General features: G+C 29.9%; 22 protein-coding genes. 2 read left to right on the top strand and 20 right to left on the bottom strand.

Going from position 1 to position 19,622, the window contains the following annotated elements:
- Positions 1-185: 185 nt before the first annotated feature.
- Positions 186-653 (top strand): cupin domain-containing protein, encoded by a 468-nt coding sequence (locus tag RH99_RS18315; protein WP_050993356.1) that lies wholly within the window; start codon positions 186-188, stop codon positions 651-653.
- Between the two features lie 35 nt (positions 654-688).
- Positions 689-1,072: a helix-turn-helix domain-containing protein gene (locus RH99_RS18310; RefSeq protein WP_138990648.1), complete on the top strand. Its 384-nt coding sequence runs from the start codon at positions 689-691 to the stop codon at positions 1,070-1,072.
- A 283-nt stretch (positions 1,073-1,355) separates the two neighbouring features.
- Here RH99_RS18310 and RH99_RS09710 read toward each other — a convergent pair whose 3' ends face one another.
- The 20 genes from RH99_RS09710 to RH99_RS09615 all read right to left on the bottom strand — a co-directional run bounded on the left by RH99_RS09710 (position 1,356) and on the right by RH99_RS09615 (position 19,426).
- Positions 1,356-2,171, bottom strand: a complete 816-nt coding sequence (locus RH99_RS09710; protein ID WP_010237149.1) for a flagellin — start codon at positions 2,169-2,171, stop codon at positions 1,356-1,358.
- Between the two features lie 303 nt (positions 2,172-2,474).
- Positions 2,475-3,968, bottom strand: coding sequence for a flagellin N-terminal helical domain-containing protein (locus RH99_RS09705; RefSeq protein WP_010237147.1), 1,494 nt, complete (start codon positions 3,966-3,968; stop codon positions 2,475-2,477).
- A 185-nt stretch (positions 3,969-4,153) separates the two neighbouring features.
- Entirely contained in the window at positions 4,154-5,149 is a 996-nt protein-coding gene (locus RH99_RS09700) for a dTDP-glucose 4,6-dehydratase (RefSeq protein ID WP_010237144.1), read from the bottom strand.
- Between the two features lie 4 nt (positions 5,150-5,153).
- Positions 5,154-6,203: a UDP-2,4-diacetamido-2,4,6-trideoxy-beta-L-altropyranose hydrolase gene (gene pseG / locus RH99_RS09695; protein ID WP_010237142.1), complete on the bottom strand. Its 1,050-nt coding sequence runs from the start codon at positions 6,201-6,203 to the stop codon at positions 5,154-5,156.
- Between the two features lie 3 nt (positions 6,204-6,206).
- Entirely contained in the window at positions 6,207-7,223 is a 1,017-nt protein-coding gene (locus RH99_RS09690) for an SDR family NAD(P)-dependent oxidoreductase (protein ID WP_010237140.1), read from the bottom strand.
- Between the two features lie 26 nt (positions 7,224-7,249).
- Entirely contained in the window at positions 7,250-8,443 is a 1,194-nt protein-coding gene (pseC, locus tag RH99_RS09685; RefSeq protein ID WP_010237138.1) for a UDP-4-amino-4,6-dideoxy-N-acetyl-beta-L-altrosamine transaminase, read from the bottom strand.
- 313 nt (positions 8,444-8,756) lie between these two features.
- The gene (gene pseI, locus RH99_RS09680; RefSeq protein ID WP_010237136.1) at positions 8,757-9,809 is read right to left on the bottom strand and encodes a pseudaminic acid synthase; all 1,053 of its coding nucleotides are present in this window, start codon (positions 9,807-9,809) and stop codon (positions 8,757-8,759) included.
- A 22-nt stretch (positions 9,810-9,831) separates the two neighbouring features.
- Positions 9,832-10,377 (bottom strand): UDP-4-amino-4,6-dideoxy-N-acetyl-beta-L-altrosamine N-acetyltransferase, encoded by a 546-nt coding sequence (gene pseH, locus RH99_RS09675; RefSeq protein WP_010237134.1) that lies wholly within the window; start codon positions 10,375-10,377, stop codon positions 9,832-9,834.
- On the bottom strand, positions 10,377-10,787 hold the full coding sequence (locus RH99_RS09670; protein ID WP_010237132.1) for a MaoC family dehydratase: 411 nt from the start codon (positions 10,785-10,787) through the stop codon (positions 10,377-10,379). Before RH99_RS09670 ends, pseH begins: the two co-directional genes overlap by 1 nt.
- 18 nt (positions 10,788-10,805) lie before the next feature.
- Positions 10,806-11,537 carry a cytidylyltransferase domain-containing protein gene (locus tag RH99_RS09665; protein WP_010237130.1) on the bottom strand — a complete coding sequence of 244 codons (732 nt, stop codon included), beginning with the start codon at positions 11,535-11,537 and terminating at the stop codon, positions 10,806-10,808.
- Between the two features lie 209 nt (positions 11,538-11,746).
- Entirely contained in the window at positions 11,747-12,331 is a 585-nt protein-coding gene (locus tag RH99_RS09660) for a motility associated factor glycosyltransferase family protein (RefSeq protein WP_010237128.1), read from the bottom strand.
- Positions 12,315-13,574 carry a motility associated factor glycosyltransferase family protein gene (locus tag RH99_RS09655; protein WP_010237125.1) on the bottom strand — a complete coding sequence of 420 codons (1,260 nt, stop codon included), beginning with the start codon at positions 13,572-13,574 and terminating at the stop codon, positions 12,315-12,317. Before RH99_RS09655 ends, RH99_RS09660 begins: the two co-directional genes overlap by 17 nt.
- A 19-nt stretch (positions 13,575-13,593) precedes the next feature.
- A complete protein-coding gene (locus RH99_RS09650) occupies positions 13,594-13,863 on the bottom strand; it encodes a DUF8042 domain-containing protein (protein ID WP_010237121.1) in 270 nt (89 codons plus the stop codon).
- A gap of 113 nt (positions 13,864-13,976) precedes the next feature.
- The gene (locus RH99_RS09645; protein WP_010237119.1) at positions 13,977-15,215 is read right to left on the bottom strand and encodes a flagellin N-terminal helical domain-containing protein; all 1,239 of its coding nucleotides are present in this window, start codon (positions 15,213-15,215) and stop codon (positions 13,977-13,979) included.
- A gap of 167 nt (positions 15,216-15,382) precedes the next feature.
- Positions 15,383-15,592, bottom strand: a complete 210-nt coding sequence (locus RH99_RS09640) for a four helix bundle protein (RefSeq protein ID WP_138990646.1) — start codon at positions 15,590-15,592, stop codon at positions 15,383-15,385.
- Positions 15,593-15,775: 183 nt separating this feature from the next.
- Positions 15,776-16,117, bottom strand: a complete 342-nt coding sequence (locus tag RH99_RS09635; protein WP_010237115.1) for a flagellar protein FliT — start codon at positions 16,115-16,117, stop codon at positions 15,776-15,778.
- Between the two features lie 109 nt (positions 16,118-16,226).
- Positions 16,227-18,185 carry a flagellar filament capping protein FliD gene (gene fliD, locus RH99_RS09630; protein WP_010237113.1) on the bottom strand — a complete coding sequence of 653 codons (1,959 nt, stop codon included), beginning with the start codon at positions 18,183-18,185 and terminating at the stop codon, positions 16,227-16,229.
- Between the two features lie 143 nt (positions 18,186-18,328).
- Complete coding sequence (gene fliS, locus RH99_RS09625) at positions 18,329-18,715, bottom strand: flagellar export chaperone FliS (RefSeq protein ID WP_010237112.1); 387 nt, start codon at positions 18,713-18,715, stop codon at positions 18,329-18,331.
- A gap of 11 nt (positions 18,716-18,726) precedes the next feature.
- Complete coding sequence (locus tag RH99_RS09620) at positions 18,727-19,017, bottom strand: hypothetical protein (RefSeq protein ID WP_010237110.1); 291 nt, start codon at positions 19,015-19,017, stop codon at positions 18,727-18,729.
- 28 nt (positions 19,018-19,045) lie between these two features.
- Entirely contained in the window at positions 19,046-19,426 is a 381-nt protein-coding gene (locus RH99_RS09615; RefSeq protein ID WP_010237108.1) for a flagellar protein FlaG, read from the bottom strand.
- Positions 19,427-19,622: the final 196 nt, after the last annotated feature.

The raw sequence follows: 19,622 nt of genomic DNA, 5'->3' as shown, positions 1-19,622 counted from the left end.
AGTTTTTATTTCTCTGTAAAGTTTTACTTATTTATATTATTCAACAATTGAAATCGATATCATTAATGTGTATTGATAATATAATCGTTTTCAACTATAATTTAATTATATAGAATATTTTCCTGAAATTCTCACTGGATTTTGAGAATTAATAAAAGGATTTTGACATTATAGAGGTGGTTATTATGAAAAATTTAAATAAACTGAAAGACTTTACAACACATGGAACACCTCAGTTACCACTGCATATCTATAATCAATACTATGAACATGGAGGTTTGACTGTACCCTATCATTGGCATGAAGAAATTGAACTGATTTATGTTGAAGAAGGATCAATGGAAATGACCATAAATACCACAACTAAACACGTATATAAAAATGAATTTTTTTGTATCAACAGTCAGGAGTTACATCAGATTTACAGCATCGGAAGAACCTCCTCAATCCATCATGCTTTAGTCTTTTCACCTGACATATTAAGCTTTGAATATTTTGACGATAGTCAAAGCCGCTTTATTCACCCTTTATTAAATCATACTCTACTACTTCCACAAACTATATGTACGGATAAACCTTATGGACAGGAGATACTAAAATTATTTTTAGAAATTTTAGAAGTTAATAAAGTAAAAAAACTGGGTGGTATTTAAATGTAAAGGCTTGTCTATATAAAATATTATCTATTTTGGCAGGTGAAGATTTACTTATTACTATGACTAACAATTTGAAAAATTTAGATTATAAAATGGAACAAGTAAAAAAAGCTATTGCATATATCCATGAAAATTTCACTAAAAAAATATATATAACAGAATTGGCTAAAGTAGTTAGTATGAACCCCCAATATTTTTGTCGTTTTTTCAAATCCATGGTTAATAAAACACCTATTGAGTATATTAATAACTATCGAATTAACCGTGCTAATAAATATCTTCAATCAGAAGATCTATCTGTTATGGAAGTTTGCTTACGTGTTGGATTTGAAAATCCTAGTTATTTTATTAAACTTTTCAAGGAACAAAATAATATGACCCCCTTAGAATATAAAAACGTATTTTTAAAAATTTAAAAATTAAATATAGAAAGTGAAAAAAGTAGCTGAAACTAACACTTCAGCTACTGATGCTTATTCTAATATTTTCCCAGTTTCTATTCTTCTGGATTTCATCATACTAAACAACTTACCCGCTCTGCTAAGTTGTTTAGTATATTATTTAAACTTCAATCATTATCCTCTTTACTATTTTTTACAAATCACAGTTACCTCTGCATAGGAGATGGCTGAAAGTCATCTCCTTGCTAATGATGCCAAGTTATGACTTAATCTCATTTTATCATACTCATCTCTAATATTATTTTAACAATTGTATAACTGCTTCCGGTCTCTGATTTGCCTGCACAAGTAAGGCCTGAGCCGCCTGAGTTATTATATCATACTGAGTAAATTGAATTGATTCCTTAGCCACATCCACATCTTCAATACTTGACATACTCTTAGTCAATTTTAATTCATAATCAGAAAGTGAATTACTCATATAAGAAAGATTCGACTCATAAGAACCAGCTTTTGATACATAACGGGACACAATATCTATTGCATTATCTATCTTATCCATAGCTGCCAAAGCATTCTCACTTGTAAGTACATCGATTCCACTCAATCCAATATTTGAAGTAGTGGTATCAAACAGTTCTATTTTAAAAGTATCTTCACCTTTAAATCCAACCTGTAAAGATATAGGCTGTAAAGGCGGTGCTAATAGATTTTTACCATTGTACTTTGTACTATTAGCCGTACTGTCAATATCTTTTAAAACCTGTTCAATTTCTCCCTGGGCAACTCGTCTATCGAAAGAACCAGATGTATCATTAGCTGCTCTCATAGAAATTTCCTTTAATCTTCCAAGATTATTATTCGAAATGGCATCCAAGGATTTAGTTACAGCACCCGTTACACCTAAACCCTCTTGGACATTTATCTGTGCTCTTGATAAAGATAAAATTTTAGCTTTTAAGCTTGAAGAAATACTGGACCCAGCTGCATTGTCACCAGCTCTATTAATTTTCAAACCTGAGGATATCTTTTTCATTGATTCCGATCTATTTTTTTCATCTTTAGTCAATTTATTTACTGTATTTAGATAAACCATATTATGAGTTACTATCATGTAAATTCACTCCTCATATAACTAATTCATATGTTATTCATAACTATCTGTTAATTTAAGTTTTAATGTTATTGCCAATCTAAAAACTTATTATATATATACTATATCGATTAATTATAGTTAAACTTTAATGAGAAAATAAAAATTTTACTCTGTATTTAAATATAAATTATACTCTGGTAGGTGGACTGAACTTACTAACAGAAAACTTCCACAATTTTTTTATATTTTATTAACTTTAACAGTTACTTCTTCTACTTTTCCTGCTACGCCCTCAATCTTTCTAATATCAAAGATTAAAGGTTATCTATCCCCTTGCCACTTAGTTATTAAGTCTAATACACTTTGCTGCATTTGATCAGATTGTTTTAATATATTTTGTGCAGATTCTTGAATTATACCATTTTTTACAACTTCCATCATTTCTTTTCCCATATCAGCATCACTTATTCTAGAATCTGCAGTTGTCAAATTATAATTATAGTTACCTACATTGTTGGATATATGCTCTAATGCATTTTGGTATGCTCCAAATTTTCCACGTTGTTCTGAAACTATTTCTATAGATTTATCAACTTTTTCAAGTGATTTCTCAGCTTCTTCAATAGGATCAACAGTTACATTATCTATTCCCAAATTATTTGTTCTAGCATCAAAAAGCTGGACTTCAAATTCCTGACCAGAATTTGCTCCTACTTGAAATTTTAATGTTGGCATTTCCTCAACAGTTATTTGCTGTTCAGAACCAGCATCTGTTGATATCTTATTTGCAAAAGTGTCAAGTTTATCTTGAAAATTAGAATCTATACTTATATAATCTCCGCCTGTCACATCTGAAAGTGTTCTAAGTTGTGAAATTGCATAATCATTGCTTACTACTGTTAACTTAATTCCTTTGTTCTTAAGATCTTCCGCTACATTAATAATATCAAAACTAGACATTCCATCTCCACTACCATCAGCATTATTATCATGGACAAATGCATCTGTTACTAAAATAAATTGTTTAGTGGACTCTGCCCTTAAATCGTATGACAATGCTCCATTTGTTGCATCAGCAATTCCTTCTAGACCAGATTCATTAGAATCTCCCCCTCCAGTTAGTGATATATCATTTATATAAGATTTAAAAGTAGTTAAATCACTTGTTATATTTGATTTTAATATACTATCTGCTCCCTGAGATGGGTTAATATCACCATAGCTAATTAATCCCATGTTAACATCTATTCCATCATCAGATATTTTATTTATAAATCCATCTATGTTATTCTTAACGTCATCAATTTTTGAACCCATACTACCGGTTCTATCAATAACAAAAACTATATCCGCCGTACCAGCAGTCCACTTAGGAGGAACAGAATTATCCGATATAGGCGGTGATAAGACCTTTATTGTATTAAACTCAGTATTATTGGCAATATCGTTGATTGAGGCTTTTACATTTTCAAGCTCATTTTGGATTTTCATTCTATCATCTTGGTTTAATGTTCCATTTAACGCCTGTACAATAAGTTCTCGCATTCTTATAAGATTCGGGTCCTGTATAGATCCAAGTCCTGCTTCCGCTGTTTGAATAAGAGAAATACCATCTTGAATATTTCTGCCTGCTTGTTCAAGTCCTCTGATTTGTGCCTTCATTTTTTGGTCTATAGCAGATCCAGCTGAATCATCTGCTGCTTTATTTATTCTCATTCCAGATGAGATTTTCTCCATAGCATTAGATTTTAATTTTCCAGCAGCATTAAGTTCATTATAAGCATTAACCGCATTTATATTATGATTTATTATCATTGAAAACACCTTCATCCTAGTTAATCAGTATTTTTCATCTTTAAATCTTTAATTTCACCTTATAGTTTTAGTCTATCACTATATTTATCCAATACTGTTTTAATATTATAATTATCCAAATATTAAGCTTATACTTTAGGAAATAACAATATTTAATAATTTTGATAAAACACTATGGTAAAATTCTATAGCGTTTTATCTATCCAATCTTCTGTTTCTTTTATACCCTGTCCCACGGTATACTCAGGCTCCCAGTTCATAAGTTTTTTAGCCTTAGAGTAATTACATTTTAGCTTCATTATTTCACTTTGAGGATGAATATGTTCAACGTGTTTAACCTGAACTTTGTCTTTGGCAATAATCTTTGCCAGTTCATTTATTGTTACATCTCTTCCAGTTCCTGCATTTACAATTTCTCCATTTACATTATCATCATAACCAGCCTTAACTACAAATCTTGCACAATCTTTAACATATAATAGATCCCTTGTTTGTTCTCCGGAACCGTATATACTTATATCCTGATTTTTAAGATAATTATTAATAAATATAGCAACAACGCCGCCTTCTCCACCAGTTTTTTGAAATGGTCCGTAGGTATTAAAAGGTCTTATTACAACCGTAGGAAGCTTGTATGCATTATAATAGGACAGCACCATATTTTCTGCTGCTATTTTACTGCCACCATAAGGTGATACTGGCTTTGTCGGATGATTTTCATCTATTCCATTATCATTAGCCACGTCATAAACCATGCATGTACTCATGAAAACTACCTTACAAGGATAAATATCTTCATGGTTATCTATAATCCATCTGTCCCCTTGCATTTTTGCATTTTTACCAAACATCTGAAACCTTGCTCTTTCTAAAACATTGAAGGTTCCTACTGTATCATTAAAAAAGGTAGTTCTAGGGTCATCTATGCTATCTTGAACATTAATAGATGCTCCCAAATGATATATAATATCGTATTTTTCTTTAAATACCACATCTAAATCTTCATCATTTTTAATATCACCTTTTATAAATTTAAAATTTTCATCCTTAAATTCATCTATGTTTTCAAGACTTCCGTTGGAAAGATTATCTAATACAACTATTCTGTGACCATCCTCCAGCAATCTTTTAACCACCCATCGCCCAATGAATCCTGCTCCACCTGTAACTAATATATTCATACTACTAACACTCCCCTTGCTTACTATATCTATTTTTATCACTTGAAAGGTAATGATTTTGCACACCAAGGGTGCTTAACTCTCTAGCTAATCTTTCTACTCCATTTCCATCAATAGAATTTTGAGCTTTTCTGGACATTTCACTCCTTAATGTAAAGTTGCTGCAAAACTCTGTTAATGCTTCTATAAACTTATCCTTTACTAAGGTATTATACCAGCCTATATTTTTTATCATACCTAACTCATTCATTTTATTAGCTATCCCTTGTTGATTATCTGCAACTATTGTACCTAAGGTTGGTACTCCACAATCAGCCAATTCGTACAAAGTACTTCCACAAGCTGAAATAGCTATATCACACTTTTTCATTATTTCATACATATTGGCATTATAATACAATCTAATCTTTTCACTTTCATGACTTTTTAATGAATTATCTTTAGGAAAAGATGGTCCTACAACCACATGAAAATTGTAATCTAATAACTTTACATAATCTAAAATTTGTTCTGTAATATAATGGGGATCAGAACCACCTACAGTTATCATTATGTTTTGAGGTTCTTCTTTTATGTATTTTTTAGAAATATTTTTAAATTCATCTCTCAGCATAATATATTGGGCACCAACAAGCAGCCTAGTATCATTATTAACCTTATATTTAAAATCTATAGCATGTAAATTTTGATTAATTAAAAAATCTACATTAAAATTATAAAAGTTCATATCATCTATATAGGCAGTTTTATAAAACATTCTTTTGGTTTCATTAAAATAATTTTCATCCACATCGTAGCTATCAGTAACTAACAAATCTGCTTCTATATTCTTTAAATCAAGCAATACAGAGTCCTCTCCTATAGTTTTAACACGAAATCCCTGAGATTTTACCTTTTCAATACCATTGCTATACCTATCAGTTAAAGGATTATCCACCCTACATATGTAAAAAACATCATGAAACTTGGCTATTTCTTTGGCTAAAGCTAAGGTTCTCATTATGTGTCCCATACCAATGTCAGCGCCACCATCTGCTCGAATAGCTATTTTCATTTGTTAAATCAACCCTTCTTCTATAAGCAATGTTCTAACTTCTTCTTTACTTATAACATTTATGTCTGATGAATTATAACTTCCAATTTCAGCTCTGTCATATTTATTATAAAATTCTCGTAAATTTTCTGAATGTGCCAATGACACTACTGCATACATATGTCCTAAATCAAAGGCAAATTCCGATTCTTCCCTGGTCATAAGCTCTTCAAATCGCCTTTCTCCAGCTCTTAATCCAATATTATTAATTTCTACAAGTTCCCTATTTACACCTAATTTCTTACAAGTTTCTTCAACCACCACTTCTGCAAGATGCTGTAATTTAATTACTGGCATTTTTAAAACAAAGGCTTCTCCACCTATAGATCTTTCTCCAGCATACATAATAAGTTTAACAGCCTGAGATAATGTCATCATAAATCTAGTCATTTCAGGATCGGTAATTGTGATACTTCTATTTTCCTCAATTTGTTTTTTAAAAAAAGGAATTACAGAACCTCTAGAACCCATTACATTACCAAATCTGACCGCTACAAATTTAGTTTTTGCTGTACCTTTACTAAAGTTAGCAGCTTGAACAAGTTTTTCAGATAAAAGTTTAGTGGCTCCATAGGAATTAGCAGGGTTAATTGCTTTGTCCGAGCTTGTAAAAACTACACAATCTATATTATAATGCATGGCTGCTTTAATAACATTTTCCATTCCAATAACGTTGGTCTTTATAGCTTCACTAGGATTATATTCGCAAGCTGGAACGTGCTTCATAGCTGCTAAATTAAAAACCACATCTATATCATTCATTGCCCTCTCTACTCTCTCATAATCCCTCACATCGCCAATTAAAAATCTAAATTTATCTTTATCATTCAGTCTATTTTCCATAATAAACTGCTTGTACTCATCTCTGCTAAAAATTCTAATTACCTCTGGTTCTTGCTTTATAAGTTCCTTTATTAAGCCATTTCCAATGGTTCCCGTTCCACCTATAATAAGAATCTTTTTACCTGTATAGTATCCCATTTTTATCCTCCGTTCAGATATTAAACTCATTTTCCATAATACATAACTACTTTTTTTACAGAATTTATTACATCTTCCACATCATTATTGCTCATTTTAGGAAATAATGGCAGTGTAAGCATCTGTTCATATAATTTTTCTGCTTCTGGACATAGTCCTTTTTTATATCCAAGCTTTTGATAATATGGATGAAAATATACAGGAATATAATGAACATTTACCCCTATATTTTCAGCCTGCAGTGCTTCAAATATTTCTTTTCTTCCAACTTTAAATTTATCCAAATTAAATTTTACAATATAAATATGCCATCCTGAATTAGAATACTCCGCTTCATAAGGAGTAGTTATATAATCACTTAATTCTTTAAAATCTTCATTATATATTTGCACTATTTCTCTTCTTCTTTTAACGAATGAATCTAATTTATTCATCTGACTACTTCCTAAAGCACATTGAATATCCGTTATTCTATAATTATAACCTAAATCTATCTGTTCATAGTACCATGGACCTTCTTCATGACTCATTAAAGCTTTGTTCCTTGTAATACCATGAGTCCTAAATAAGCTTAATCTTTCATATAGCTTTTCATCATTTGTTATAATCATTCCACCCTCAGCAGTAGTAATAGGTTTTACAGGGTGAAAACTGAACTCTGCCATGTGTGCTAAAGAACCTATTTTATTTCCTTTATATTCGCTGCCTAGTGCATGGGCTGCATCTTCAATTATTATAAGGTTATGCTTTTCAGCTATGCATCTTATCTTATCCATATGAACAGACTGACCTGTAAAATCAACTGGTATTATGGCTTTAGTCCTATCAGTGATCTTTTCTTCTATTTTATCAGGGTCTATATTATAGGTTTTAGGATCAATATCTACAAATATAGGCTTACCACCACAATAAAGCACACAATTACTTGAGGCTGCAAAGGTCATAGGTGTAACTATAACTTCGTCTCCTTCTTTTATTCCTGCTGCAAAACAAGCAGTATGAAGAGCAGCCGTACCGTTACAAACAGCTACAGCATATTTTGCACCTACATATTTTGCTACTTTTTCTTCAAAAGCTTTTACATTAGGTCCTGTAGTTAAATAATCTCCCTTTAAAACTTTTGTTACTATTTCTATATCCTTATCATCTATAGATTGTTTTCCATAAGACAAATATGTATTTCTAACTGGAATACCACCATTTATAGCTAACTGTTCCATAAAGTCAAAAACTCCTTTGCATATGTATTGGTCAACTCTCAATTGTCGACTATTAAAACTTTATCAAAAATATAATAATATTAAAATTATATATATTATTATAATCGAATGATTTTACTAATAGTTTAAATAAAAAATAAAAGATTAGTGCATAAAACTCACTAATCATATATTTAACAAAATTATTTTACTGCTTTTAATTCTTTTATATCGTTCTTCATTGATTTCACATCATCTTGTATTAATTTCAATAATAAATTACTTAATTGTATGCAACAATGTAATTCTCTAAAATATAAATATACTTATATCTTTATTCCAGAATATTCCAACTAACAGGAGTGCCTTTATCAATATCTATTTTTGCCACTTTACCAATAACATCTCTATAATATTTAGTATGTAACCCAAAGCCAGGTCTTATAGAACGTACATTTTCTTCTGTGAAAGCCTCACCCTTCTTAATATCCTTTACTACAAACAGCGAACGAGAAAACTCCCTGCTTTTCTTCATTTTATCTGTTAAATCATATGAAACTGTACCTAAAGCTTTTTCAGTTTCTCTTATTGATTTTACCATAGCTTTAAGTTCATCTGGTTCTAATGAAAATCCTGCATCCGGTCCACCATCTGCTCTGCATAATGTAAAATGCTTTTCAACTATCTTTGCTCCAAGTGCTACTGCTGCTATAGGTACAGTTATTCCCAAGGTGTGATCTGATAAACCAGAAATCACTCCAAAAGTTTCCGCTAAATTAGGTATTGTTTTCAAATTCATATCTTCTAGTGGTGCCGGATAGGCACTTGTACATTTTAAAAGTGCAATTTGATCATTATTAGCTCTTTTACATGCATTTACTGCTTCTTCTATATCAGTAAGCGTAGCTATACCTGTTGCTAAAATCATAGGCTTACCTTTAGATGCCATATATTCTATCAAAGGAATATCTGTTATTTCAAAAGAAGCTACTTTATATGCTGGAACATTCATATCTTCAAGAAAATCTACTGCTGTTCTGTCAAATGGTGAAGAAAAACAGATTAACCCTTCTTCCTCAGCAATCTTTTTAAGCTTAGGCTGCCATTCCCATGGAGTATAAGCTTCTTTATATAAATTATGAAGAGTTCTACCATCCCATAGAGTTCCTTGTTTTATTTGAAAATATTCATTGTCACAATCTATAGTTATAGTATCCGCTGTATATGTTTGAAGTTTTATGGCATCTACACCTGATTTTGCTGCTTCTTTTATTAATTTCACAGCTTTATCAAAATTACCATTATGATTTGCTGATAGCTCTGCCACTATAAACGCTTTACTAATGTTACCTATATTTCTATAACTTATTGACATTACTTTACTCATATTTATACCTCTTAATCAAAAACTATTCTATATAAATTTTTTCGTAATTAAAATTGTGCCTTGTAACTTCCCATATATCCTTTGTAATCGCCATAGCTACTATATCATATGGTTTCTTATCTTTCCAAATATGGTTTTTTAATGTTCCCTCAATTTTTGATCCAAATTTTTTATGAATTTCAATTACTCTTTCATTAAAAGTAAATACTTCGCAACAAAGTTTATTTAATTTTAACTCGTGAAAAACATAATCATAGATATTACATTCAAGATTAGTTGCTATTCCCCTTCCTCTAAAAGAAGTATCGCCTATATAATATGCCCATGAACATCTTCTATTTTCATAATCAATGTCATATATGTTTATAACTCCAATCTTAGTATCATCTATTTTAATAATCCAATATTGTACTGCATTGTCATTATTAATTTTTTTAAGCCAATTTAATTGTATATTAAATGTCAATTTAGGATCAGTATACATATATTTAGTAACATCCGGTAACATTCTCCACTTTGCAATCATTTCTAAGTCAAATTCCTGAATTTTAATCAATTCTATTGCCACTAATTATTCCTCCTTTCAATCATGATTACAGCTTCTCCTACAATTACATCAACATTTATATTGTTGAAACAACAAGTATATAACGTAACAATATTGCCTTTAATATCTAAAACCTCTACTTCTGCAGTAATTTCATCTCCTATAAAGACAGGTTTTAAAAATTTAAGAGTTTGAGATAAATATATAGATCCCTCTCCTGGTAACTTATTAGCTAATACTGCTGAAATTAATCCTGTTATTAAAATACCCTGTGCTATTCGTTTTTTAAATATAGTTTTGTTTGCATAATCGTCACTAATATGAATAGGATTTAAATCTCCACTTATTTTAGCAAATTGTTTTACATTTTCATCCGATATAATCTTTGTAATACTAGCTTTATCACCTATTTTTATGTTTTTACTATACATCTACATCATCCTCATATATTAAACTATTTTCTGTACTATTCCTTTGTTTATTTCTTTTATGCTTGGATGCTCCTGCAACAGCCTAATAATATCAGATGTTAAAAAGTTCTTATTTTTATTATATAAATAACTATAAATTGTAGTAATAAGTTGTAAATCCTCTATCGTATCTAATGTCCATCTTAATTCAGAGTAATCACGGCTACTTTTATAGCATCCTAACTTAAAAAGTTGTGGATTATCCCATATATATGAAGTTACATGTTCTCTATCTCTCACACTCGTTGCTTCATTAAATGCTCTTTCTAATACATCAAAGCTAAATACTTCCGTGTCTAATCCTCTAGGAAAAGTTTTTTGAATAGTATTATTTACATAATCATACTTTTCTGTATTATCTAAATATAATTGTATTGTTGCATTTGTCACTTCACTATCTATAAGTGGGCAATCACTAGTAACTCTTACTACTACATCTGTATTATTTTCCTTTGCTGCATAATAATACCTAGATAAAACATCATCTTCTGAACCTCTAAAAAATGAAATCTTTAATCGTTTTGCTTCTTGAACTATAACATCGTCTTTATCCAATGTAGTAGTAGCAATTACTATTTTATCTATATTTTTTACTCTTTTTATTCTATCAATATCATGCTCCAATACCGTCTTACCGCATATTTTTTTCAATACTTTGCCTGGTAATCTTGTTGAACCTACTCTAGCTTGAATTATGCATACTATATTCATATCATCACTACTTTCTTTAAATTAACTATTATGATTATACAATATTTCTACTATATCTATCATAACGTAGCAATAAAAACTTAGAGATGGCTTTACTCTAAGTTTTTAAGAATGTATTTATTTTAAGAATATTATTATTCTCTAATAATGTTCTATTCTATATTAAGTTCAATTATAATATCATAATCAAAATTCAGATTAAAATCGAGCTACAATTTAACATTTTGTTTTGATTCTATTATACTCGTTTTAAAAAACTCTAAATATGATTTTAACTCATAACTAATGATTTCTAATATACTCTTACTAGACATAATTGACTCTTTTCTATCTTCACCTTCATATTTAAATTTATTTAATACTATTTTATAAATATCATCCATAAAGAACTTAATACAATTCTTATAAGCATCTATTTGTCTTAACTCTTCCTCATACTTATTTAAATATACAATTTCTTTCTCTATTCTATTAATTGATAGTTTTTTTTCTAAATATCTATTTATTTTCTTCAATCCTACTATTCTTGAATTATTAATTTTAGTCATTTTATCAATTTTATGTTCTAAATCAGTAATCGTATTTAATATCTTTTTATAATTATAATTTTCTCCATTATTTCTAAAAAAATCATTGAAGAAACTATTATAATCATATTTTTCTAATAAATTTTCATTTAATACTTGCTTAAATGTCTTTATCTTTGTTCCTTCAATTCCAATTCCCCCTTCAGTTGCATTTATATAATTAACATCAGTATTAGATGCTATAATTTCCTCAAATATTTTTTTCATTCCTAAAAAAGGTTTCTAATGTATATACATCATTTCCATATATATCTTTAGTTTTAATGTAGTTATACTCCTTATTATTCACATTGATTTTATCATTTTTTGACCATGATCCATCCGCATATAATTTATCTTTTGTATAACATAAATCTTGTCCAAGAAAAATAATATTTTTCATTCCTAATTTAATCAATACATCAAGTGCTGTATTTGCAATGGAAAATCCACTGCTTATAGTTTCAAAATTTATATTAGATTTAGCATAAATATACCTAGTTAAGTTGTCTGTATCTAAAATCATTTTTAATCTTCTCTCAAATAAAGGAACTACTTCATACTGGACTCTATCAGAATAAACCAGTATAGAATCATCCTTGGTTAAATTATTAAAAATTAACTTTTCAGTTTCACCACTATCCATAGCAAATCTAAAGTGAGGTTTTATATTATTACTTTCCAATATTTTTGAAGCTGTTCCTACAGCAGCTATCAAAGCTTTGTCTTCTGCATATTTAAGTAAATGCAAATTTTTATTTAAAGAAGGTCCTGCTGAAACTATAATTGCCGATTTACCTTTAAATTCATTAAACAAATCATTAATCACTTTACTTTTATTTGACATATTAATTATTGGATTATATGTCCATTGCTTTTGAAAATAAGTATTTGTCACTAAATTGATTTTAGTTTTATTTATAAAATCTCCTATGCTTTCATTAATACTTTCATAGTACCTATCAAAAAGTGTTCTATATGAAATGTTATATACAACGTTAACAGACTTTGCAATTTTATCTTTAACATACTCAAATAACAATTCTATAACATAATTTTCATTTTTATTTACAACAAATGTTACATTTTCATACTGTTCTAATTCATTGTATATATTTACATTTTTCATAAGGACTTGAAAAATTTGAAGACTAGGTTCTATAATTAAAATATTTTTTATACTTTTAAAATTCTCTTTTATATAATTTAACGCATATCCACATCCCGCTCCAAATATTATAAGTGTATTTGCGTTTTTATCTACTCTTCGGAACATTTGTTTCATTTCTTCTGCTATATCAAATACACTATGAATAAAACATTTTTTATCATCCTTTGCAATGGTATAGTTAAAGGTTTCATTTACAGATTCTAAACCTATATTAAAAATAGGCTTCTCATTCACAACTGTTTCATACAACATAGGAATTTTATCTTTAAATAATTTTAAATTTTCTTCATAAAAGCTCATATATTCATCTACCCTTAAATTATATATTCTCTATAAAATCTTTTAATTGAAACTTCAGTATATCTGACACTAATTGATAATCTTTATTTTGGATGGAAATATTGATATTTTGTAATATAGTATTTAAAATATTGACTTTATCTTTAGGCATTTCCTTTAAGTTAATACAATTTGATATTTCAAGAATTAAAGAATCAACATTACTAAACATAATTTTTAAATTATAATCATAAATATTATCTCTTATATTTTCTATTCTATTTTTAATTTTATCCATACAATTATTCATATTACTTTCTTCCCTTCATATTACTTATAAGAAATCTTTATTTATGAATATATTATAAATAAAGAGGGTAGTAAATACACTACCCTCTTTACAATTAAACCATAAAAAATTAATTATCTTAATAACTGAAGAACCTGTTGAGGCTGTTGGTTTGCTTGAGCAAGCATTGCCTGAGCAGCTTGAGAAAGAATATTGTTTTTTGAGAAAGTTGACATTTCTTTTGCCATATCAACATCTCTTATTCTTGATTCGGCAGATGTTAAGTTTTCTGATGAAGTTCCAAGATTATTTATAGTATGCTCTAATCTATTTTGAATAGCTCCAAGCTTTGATCTTTCAGCAGATACTTTTGCTGTAGCAGCATCAACAACTGTAATTGCTGCACTAGCTTGTGATTGAGTACCAACCTTTAAGCTTGAAACTCCAAGTGCTGAAGATGACATATTATTAATAGAAAGATTCAATGTTTGACCCGCATTTGCACCAATTTGGAAGGTTGCACTTCCATCAAGTCTCTTATCTTGAGCACTTGTTGTCTCTGCAAAAGCTGATAAAGCATTAGTAGCTGCAGTTTTAACAGTTCCTGTTGAATCCTTAACAGTAATTGTTAATCCATAAATGCCACCCTTAAATCCTGCTGTAGCTGCTGTAGCTGTTAAAGCACCATTTGTACCTGAAGCGATAGCTGGACCACTAGCTACACTCAAAGTTGATAATGTTGTAGCTGTAGCAACAGTAGTTGTAGAAGTTACTAGAGCTCCATTTTTAACATAAGATACTGTTACTTTATCACCGACAACAATTCCTAAATTGTTTTTTGATGAGTCTTCAACTCCAACTAATGTAGTCGCAGCTGCAACAGCTGTACCAGCTGATCCTAATAAACTTTTATTTGTGTCAACACTCTTTGCTGCTGTAGTTACAGCACTTCCCATAGAACCATCTAAAAGATTCTTAGTATTGAACTGAGTTGTAGTAGCAATTCTGTCAATTTCCTTAGTCAATTGATCCATTTCATCTTGAATGTTAGATCTATCCGATGATGTATTGGTATCAGTTGATCCTTGAACTGATAATTCTCTCATTCTTTGAAGAATGGAACTTGTTTCATTTAACGCGCCTTCTGCTGTTTGTGATAATGAAATGCCATCTTGAGCATTGCTTGAAGCTTGGTCAAGACCTCTTATTTGCCCTCTCATTTTTTCTGATATAGCTAATCCTGCTGCATCATCTGCTGCACTGTTAATTCTAAGACCTGTTGAGAGTTTTTGCATTGACTTACTTGCATTGTTTGAGTTAATGTTCATATTTCTTATTGCGTTGTTTGCTGCTAAATTGTGATTAATTATCATAATAAATTCCCTCCCTGATTTTTAACGGACATCCTTGTCCTTTTCTTTAATTTATAGATAAATCCATTTTTAAGTTACAATTGTTAGTTGAAACTTAATATTGGAGTTCACTAACGTTGATGAGTTGAAAGTTAACTATATACGAGAAACACCAACATATTCCTAATTTACTTTTCCTTTTGTTGTTTAACTATGGCTACAAGCATTTTATTTAACTCTTTACAATCATTTATAATTGATTCCGCTAGTTTTGAATCTAAATAATCAATAGCTTTAAGAAGGCTTAACCAATACTGTGTTTCTGAAGCTTCTTTTAGGGCTATATTCATTTTCATTAGAAAATCCCGTTTACTTGATACTTGCATTTTAATTAACATTTAGTCAGATGCAAATATTTATTATTTAAAATTTGTTTTTTATCAACTTTATACTTATTACATCGCACTATTTTTTTATTACTTTATAGGTTCTAAAAAATTTTTTTAAATTTTTTCTTTAAATTTTCATTCTTAATTCTTAACTGTTAATTGTTTTAACTTTCAACTATCCAGTAAAAAAATCTATATTTTCTTACTAAATACCCGTGCCTTACCATACAAATTCTTATTGTAACTATTATTAGCACTCCTCGACAGAGAAATTTTTTCCATCTCTATTAGTAACTTTTCTTTTTTTTCTGTCATTACGTCCTTTAATCTTTTTTCAATAGCAGCCAGTTCAATTTCATTAATGATTGAATTAAACTCCTTCTTGGTAGAATCTAATTGCCCTAGGTCATCTAAAATATTCTGCCTCTTCTGCATAAATTCATCTATATTATCTAAATTATCACAGTAAAGATTATTTATAAGATCTATCGTGATATTTTTATACTTATCTAAGTATTCTTTTAATTTAATCATTTTATTTCTCCAATCTAAAAAGCAGTTGAGAGTGAAAAGTGGAAAGTAAAGAAAAACCTACTTCAACTCTCAACTGTCAATTTTGAACTTTGAATTAATAAATCAATTATTAACCAGTTAACGAAGATAGCTGCGCTTGTTGAGCATTTAACTGTGTTAGTGCCGTTTCTAATTGTGAAAACTGTTGATAGTATGCTTCCTGTTTAGTACTAAACTCAGTGTTAAGATTTTTAATTAATTGTGTTTGACGATATATTTGATCTGGAAGAGTATTGTTTCCAGAACCTCCATAAATACTATAATCATCCTGATAATTTGCATACTTTGTTAATATGGCACTATTTAAAGTAGTTCCTACGTATCCAACATTATCATTAAATATGTTATTAATTCTCTGAAATATTCCATTTTCACTAAATTGAGTATCTGTATCTGTGGATGATGACACATTAGTAAATAGTTTTAATATTTGATCACCATGCTGAGCTATGGCAACTTTAAACTTCTGCTGATCCACTATAGTTATTTTTCCACCTTGAGTTACATCATCTGATGTATCTAATCCTATAGAATTACTGCCATATTTTCCAAAACTCAATCCCGCATTAGAAACTGCTGTTGTAAAGGCACTTCTCATAGAAGAAAGGAGATTTTCAAGATTGTTATCATTACTAAGTATGCCTTGTTTTGCATTATTTTCCCATGATGTAATTTGTGAAGCACTCATACTAGATCTCTGTGCATCAGTTAGCGGTGGATAAGCATAGTTCTTTTTCTCACCTAATTTAGTTTGAATTTCGTCAACTATAGCATTGTATTTATCTAAAAAGCCTTTTATTTTATCATAAACCTTTTGAGTATTTTGAGTTATGTTAAAGGTTGTAGATAATGATGTACCTGATGAATCTTTATCACTTTGAAGATTATATGTCACTCCATCTATAGTAAAATTATTGGTGGGTTTTGTTACTGTAACTGCTGTTCCACCTGGTGGTGTTATCTTTACAATAGCATCCTGACCTATGTCACTGCTTCCATTTGTTATACCTAATGCCGTAAGTGAAGCTCCTGCACCATTAATCTTTATACTTTGCGAACTACCAGTATTGGCAGTTTGAATAGTAAATTTTCCTGTCAATTGACTAAAAGAAGCTGATACTGCACCTGATGTGGCATTTGAAATATTATTAATCACATCACTTAATTTATCAGTGTTCTTTACAGATATAGTTTTTGTTGTTCCATTATACACTATATCAAATGTATCACTAGCTGATGACAATCCTAAATCTCCTAATGTAGTTGATAAACTTGGGTTTACAACTCTACCTTTTAAGCTACTTATTTCTGTTACAGTTGTATCCGTACTATCAATTATTTTCACACTACTGTCGCTTAATGCTTGAAATTGTATTTTACCATCGCTAGTAGATACTGCCTGTACTTTTCCTTTTAAATTTCCATTTGAATTAATATCTTTATTTATATCATTGGCTAAGTCAGTAACATTACTCTCACTACCAGTTACACTAGCCAAAGTTAGTTTTACAACCGTACCTGAATTAATACTAAAACCTATAGACTTTCCACTCCAATTTGTTGATACATTAGACAAATTAACAGTATCACTTGTATCCTTTACAATATCAGTCCCTATCACAGAAGCTGTTGCTGCCAAATGACCTCCCGTAAAATCGATTTTATAACTTCCAACTGCCGAACCAACACCTGGAGTAGCAGACAAAATCGTAGGATCAGTTACGTTCGAATCAAATGCCGCATAATTACTAGATGACAAAACATTATTTGTAAAATCCAATGAATTAAAATAAGTATTCTGCAAATCCTTAATATCTTTAATAATATCCTGATACGCATCCTGTTTCCACTGCACCGTCTGTTGATCTTGCTTTGCCTTATCAATTTTAGTCTGCTGCGCTGTCATCATTTTTTTAACTATGGCATCTACATCAAGACCAGATGCCATACCAGTTATTCTTAGCTTATTTCCACCACCTGCGCCCGTCATTCCACTAGGGGTTGATGTTGTTGAAGATATATCACTCATTGTAATCTCTCCTTTCAGTTTTTTAGTTGAGAGTTGAAAGTGAGTAGTGGACAGTTCTGGTTAATTTTTCAACTTTCCACTATCAACTATCCACTCTAATCTTTTTAATCTTTGAACTTTGTTCTTTGATCTTTTAACTTTATTTAAGCTTTTCCCTTGGATACTTTGTAGGCCTCTCCCCACATATCCCTTACCTGCTCAATAAAAGGTATTACTTCATCTAAAATTTCTACATCTTTTTTTATATTTGCATCTGACAGTCTTTTTACTATGAAATTGTAAAGTGCCATAAGACTTTGTCCCCAATTTCCTGCATTTTTTATATCTAAAGACGTCATAAGTTCGTAAAATATATCCTGAGTTTTAACTAAATATTTATGTGATTCTTTTACATCTTTATCTAATAGTGCTTCTCTAGCTTTTTTTGCAAATTTAACAGAACCGTCTAATAGCATCAATAACAACTGTTCTTTTGAAGCAAAATTAACACTATTATTTTTGTAAGTATTATAGGCATTAGCTGCGTACATAACACTACCTCCTATTTCTTCGTATCCAAATATATGCCAATATCCTCTAGGCTAATCTTATTATCCTTAAAAGCTTCCACTTCTAAAGTTTCACTTTTAGTAGCTTGAACAATAATTTTCTTTTTACCTTTTTTAATCTTTGACATTATGTCCTCAAATTTATCTTTTCTACTATTATCGTTTTTATCTGAATTAACTTTATTAATTTTTACATTTCCATTGCTGTGTACTTTTCCTTCTTTTCGCTTATCGTTAATTCTCTGCCTAATTTCCATATCAACTTTATTTATTTTGAATTCCATAGAAACACCTCCGACATACAGTTAAGAGTTACGCCTTCTTATCCATTATAAGTCCTACTGAATCATAAAGATTTTCCATAGCTTCTACTACTTGTTTTGCTGGTATTTGTGTTACTATTTCATCCGTGTTATTGTCCATTATCTTTATTACTACACTCCACATGCCTTTGTGTGCTTCGTATTCTACGTGAGTATTTTCCTGATCTAAAAGTTTACTCATCTTTTCTACTACATTTTGAACTTGGCCTTCAGTAATTACTCTATTGTTGCCTTGACCTTCAGAATTATTACTATCATTATTATTTGACTTATTTAAGTTTACTGCTGCACTTTTTTCACTACTAATAGTTTGAGTTTGAGACGATCCCAAAGTTGCTAGTCTTCCTTGACTAATTCCATTAACATCCATATCATTACACCCCTATTATTTACTAAGGTATCTTCAAAGAAATAAACAGTCAGTATACTAATAGCTTTCACCTGACTAACTTGGCGTAAGTCTCCCACGCACTCTGTGAAAGCGACCAAATACAAAATAAATTTTGTTTTGTCTGCTTTTCTTCAAGTGGGAGTTCAACGCCAAGTAAGCCATGCATTTGAAGTTC

The organism is Clostridium arbusti SL206 (assembly GCF_000246895.1).
Taxonomy (GTDB): domain Bacteria; phylum Bacillota; class Clostridia; order Clostridiales; family Clostridiaceae; genus Clostridium_I; species Clostridium_I arbusti.
This window is presented reverse-complemented; position numbering and strand designations above follow the sequence as displayed.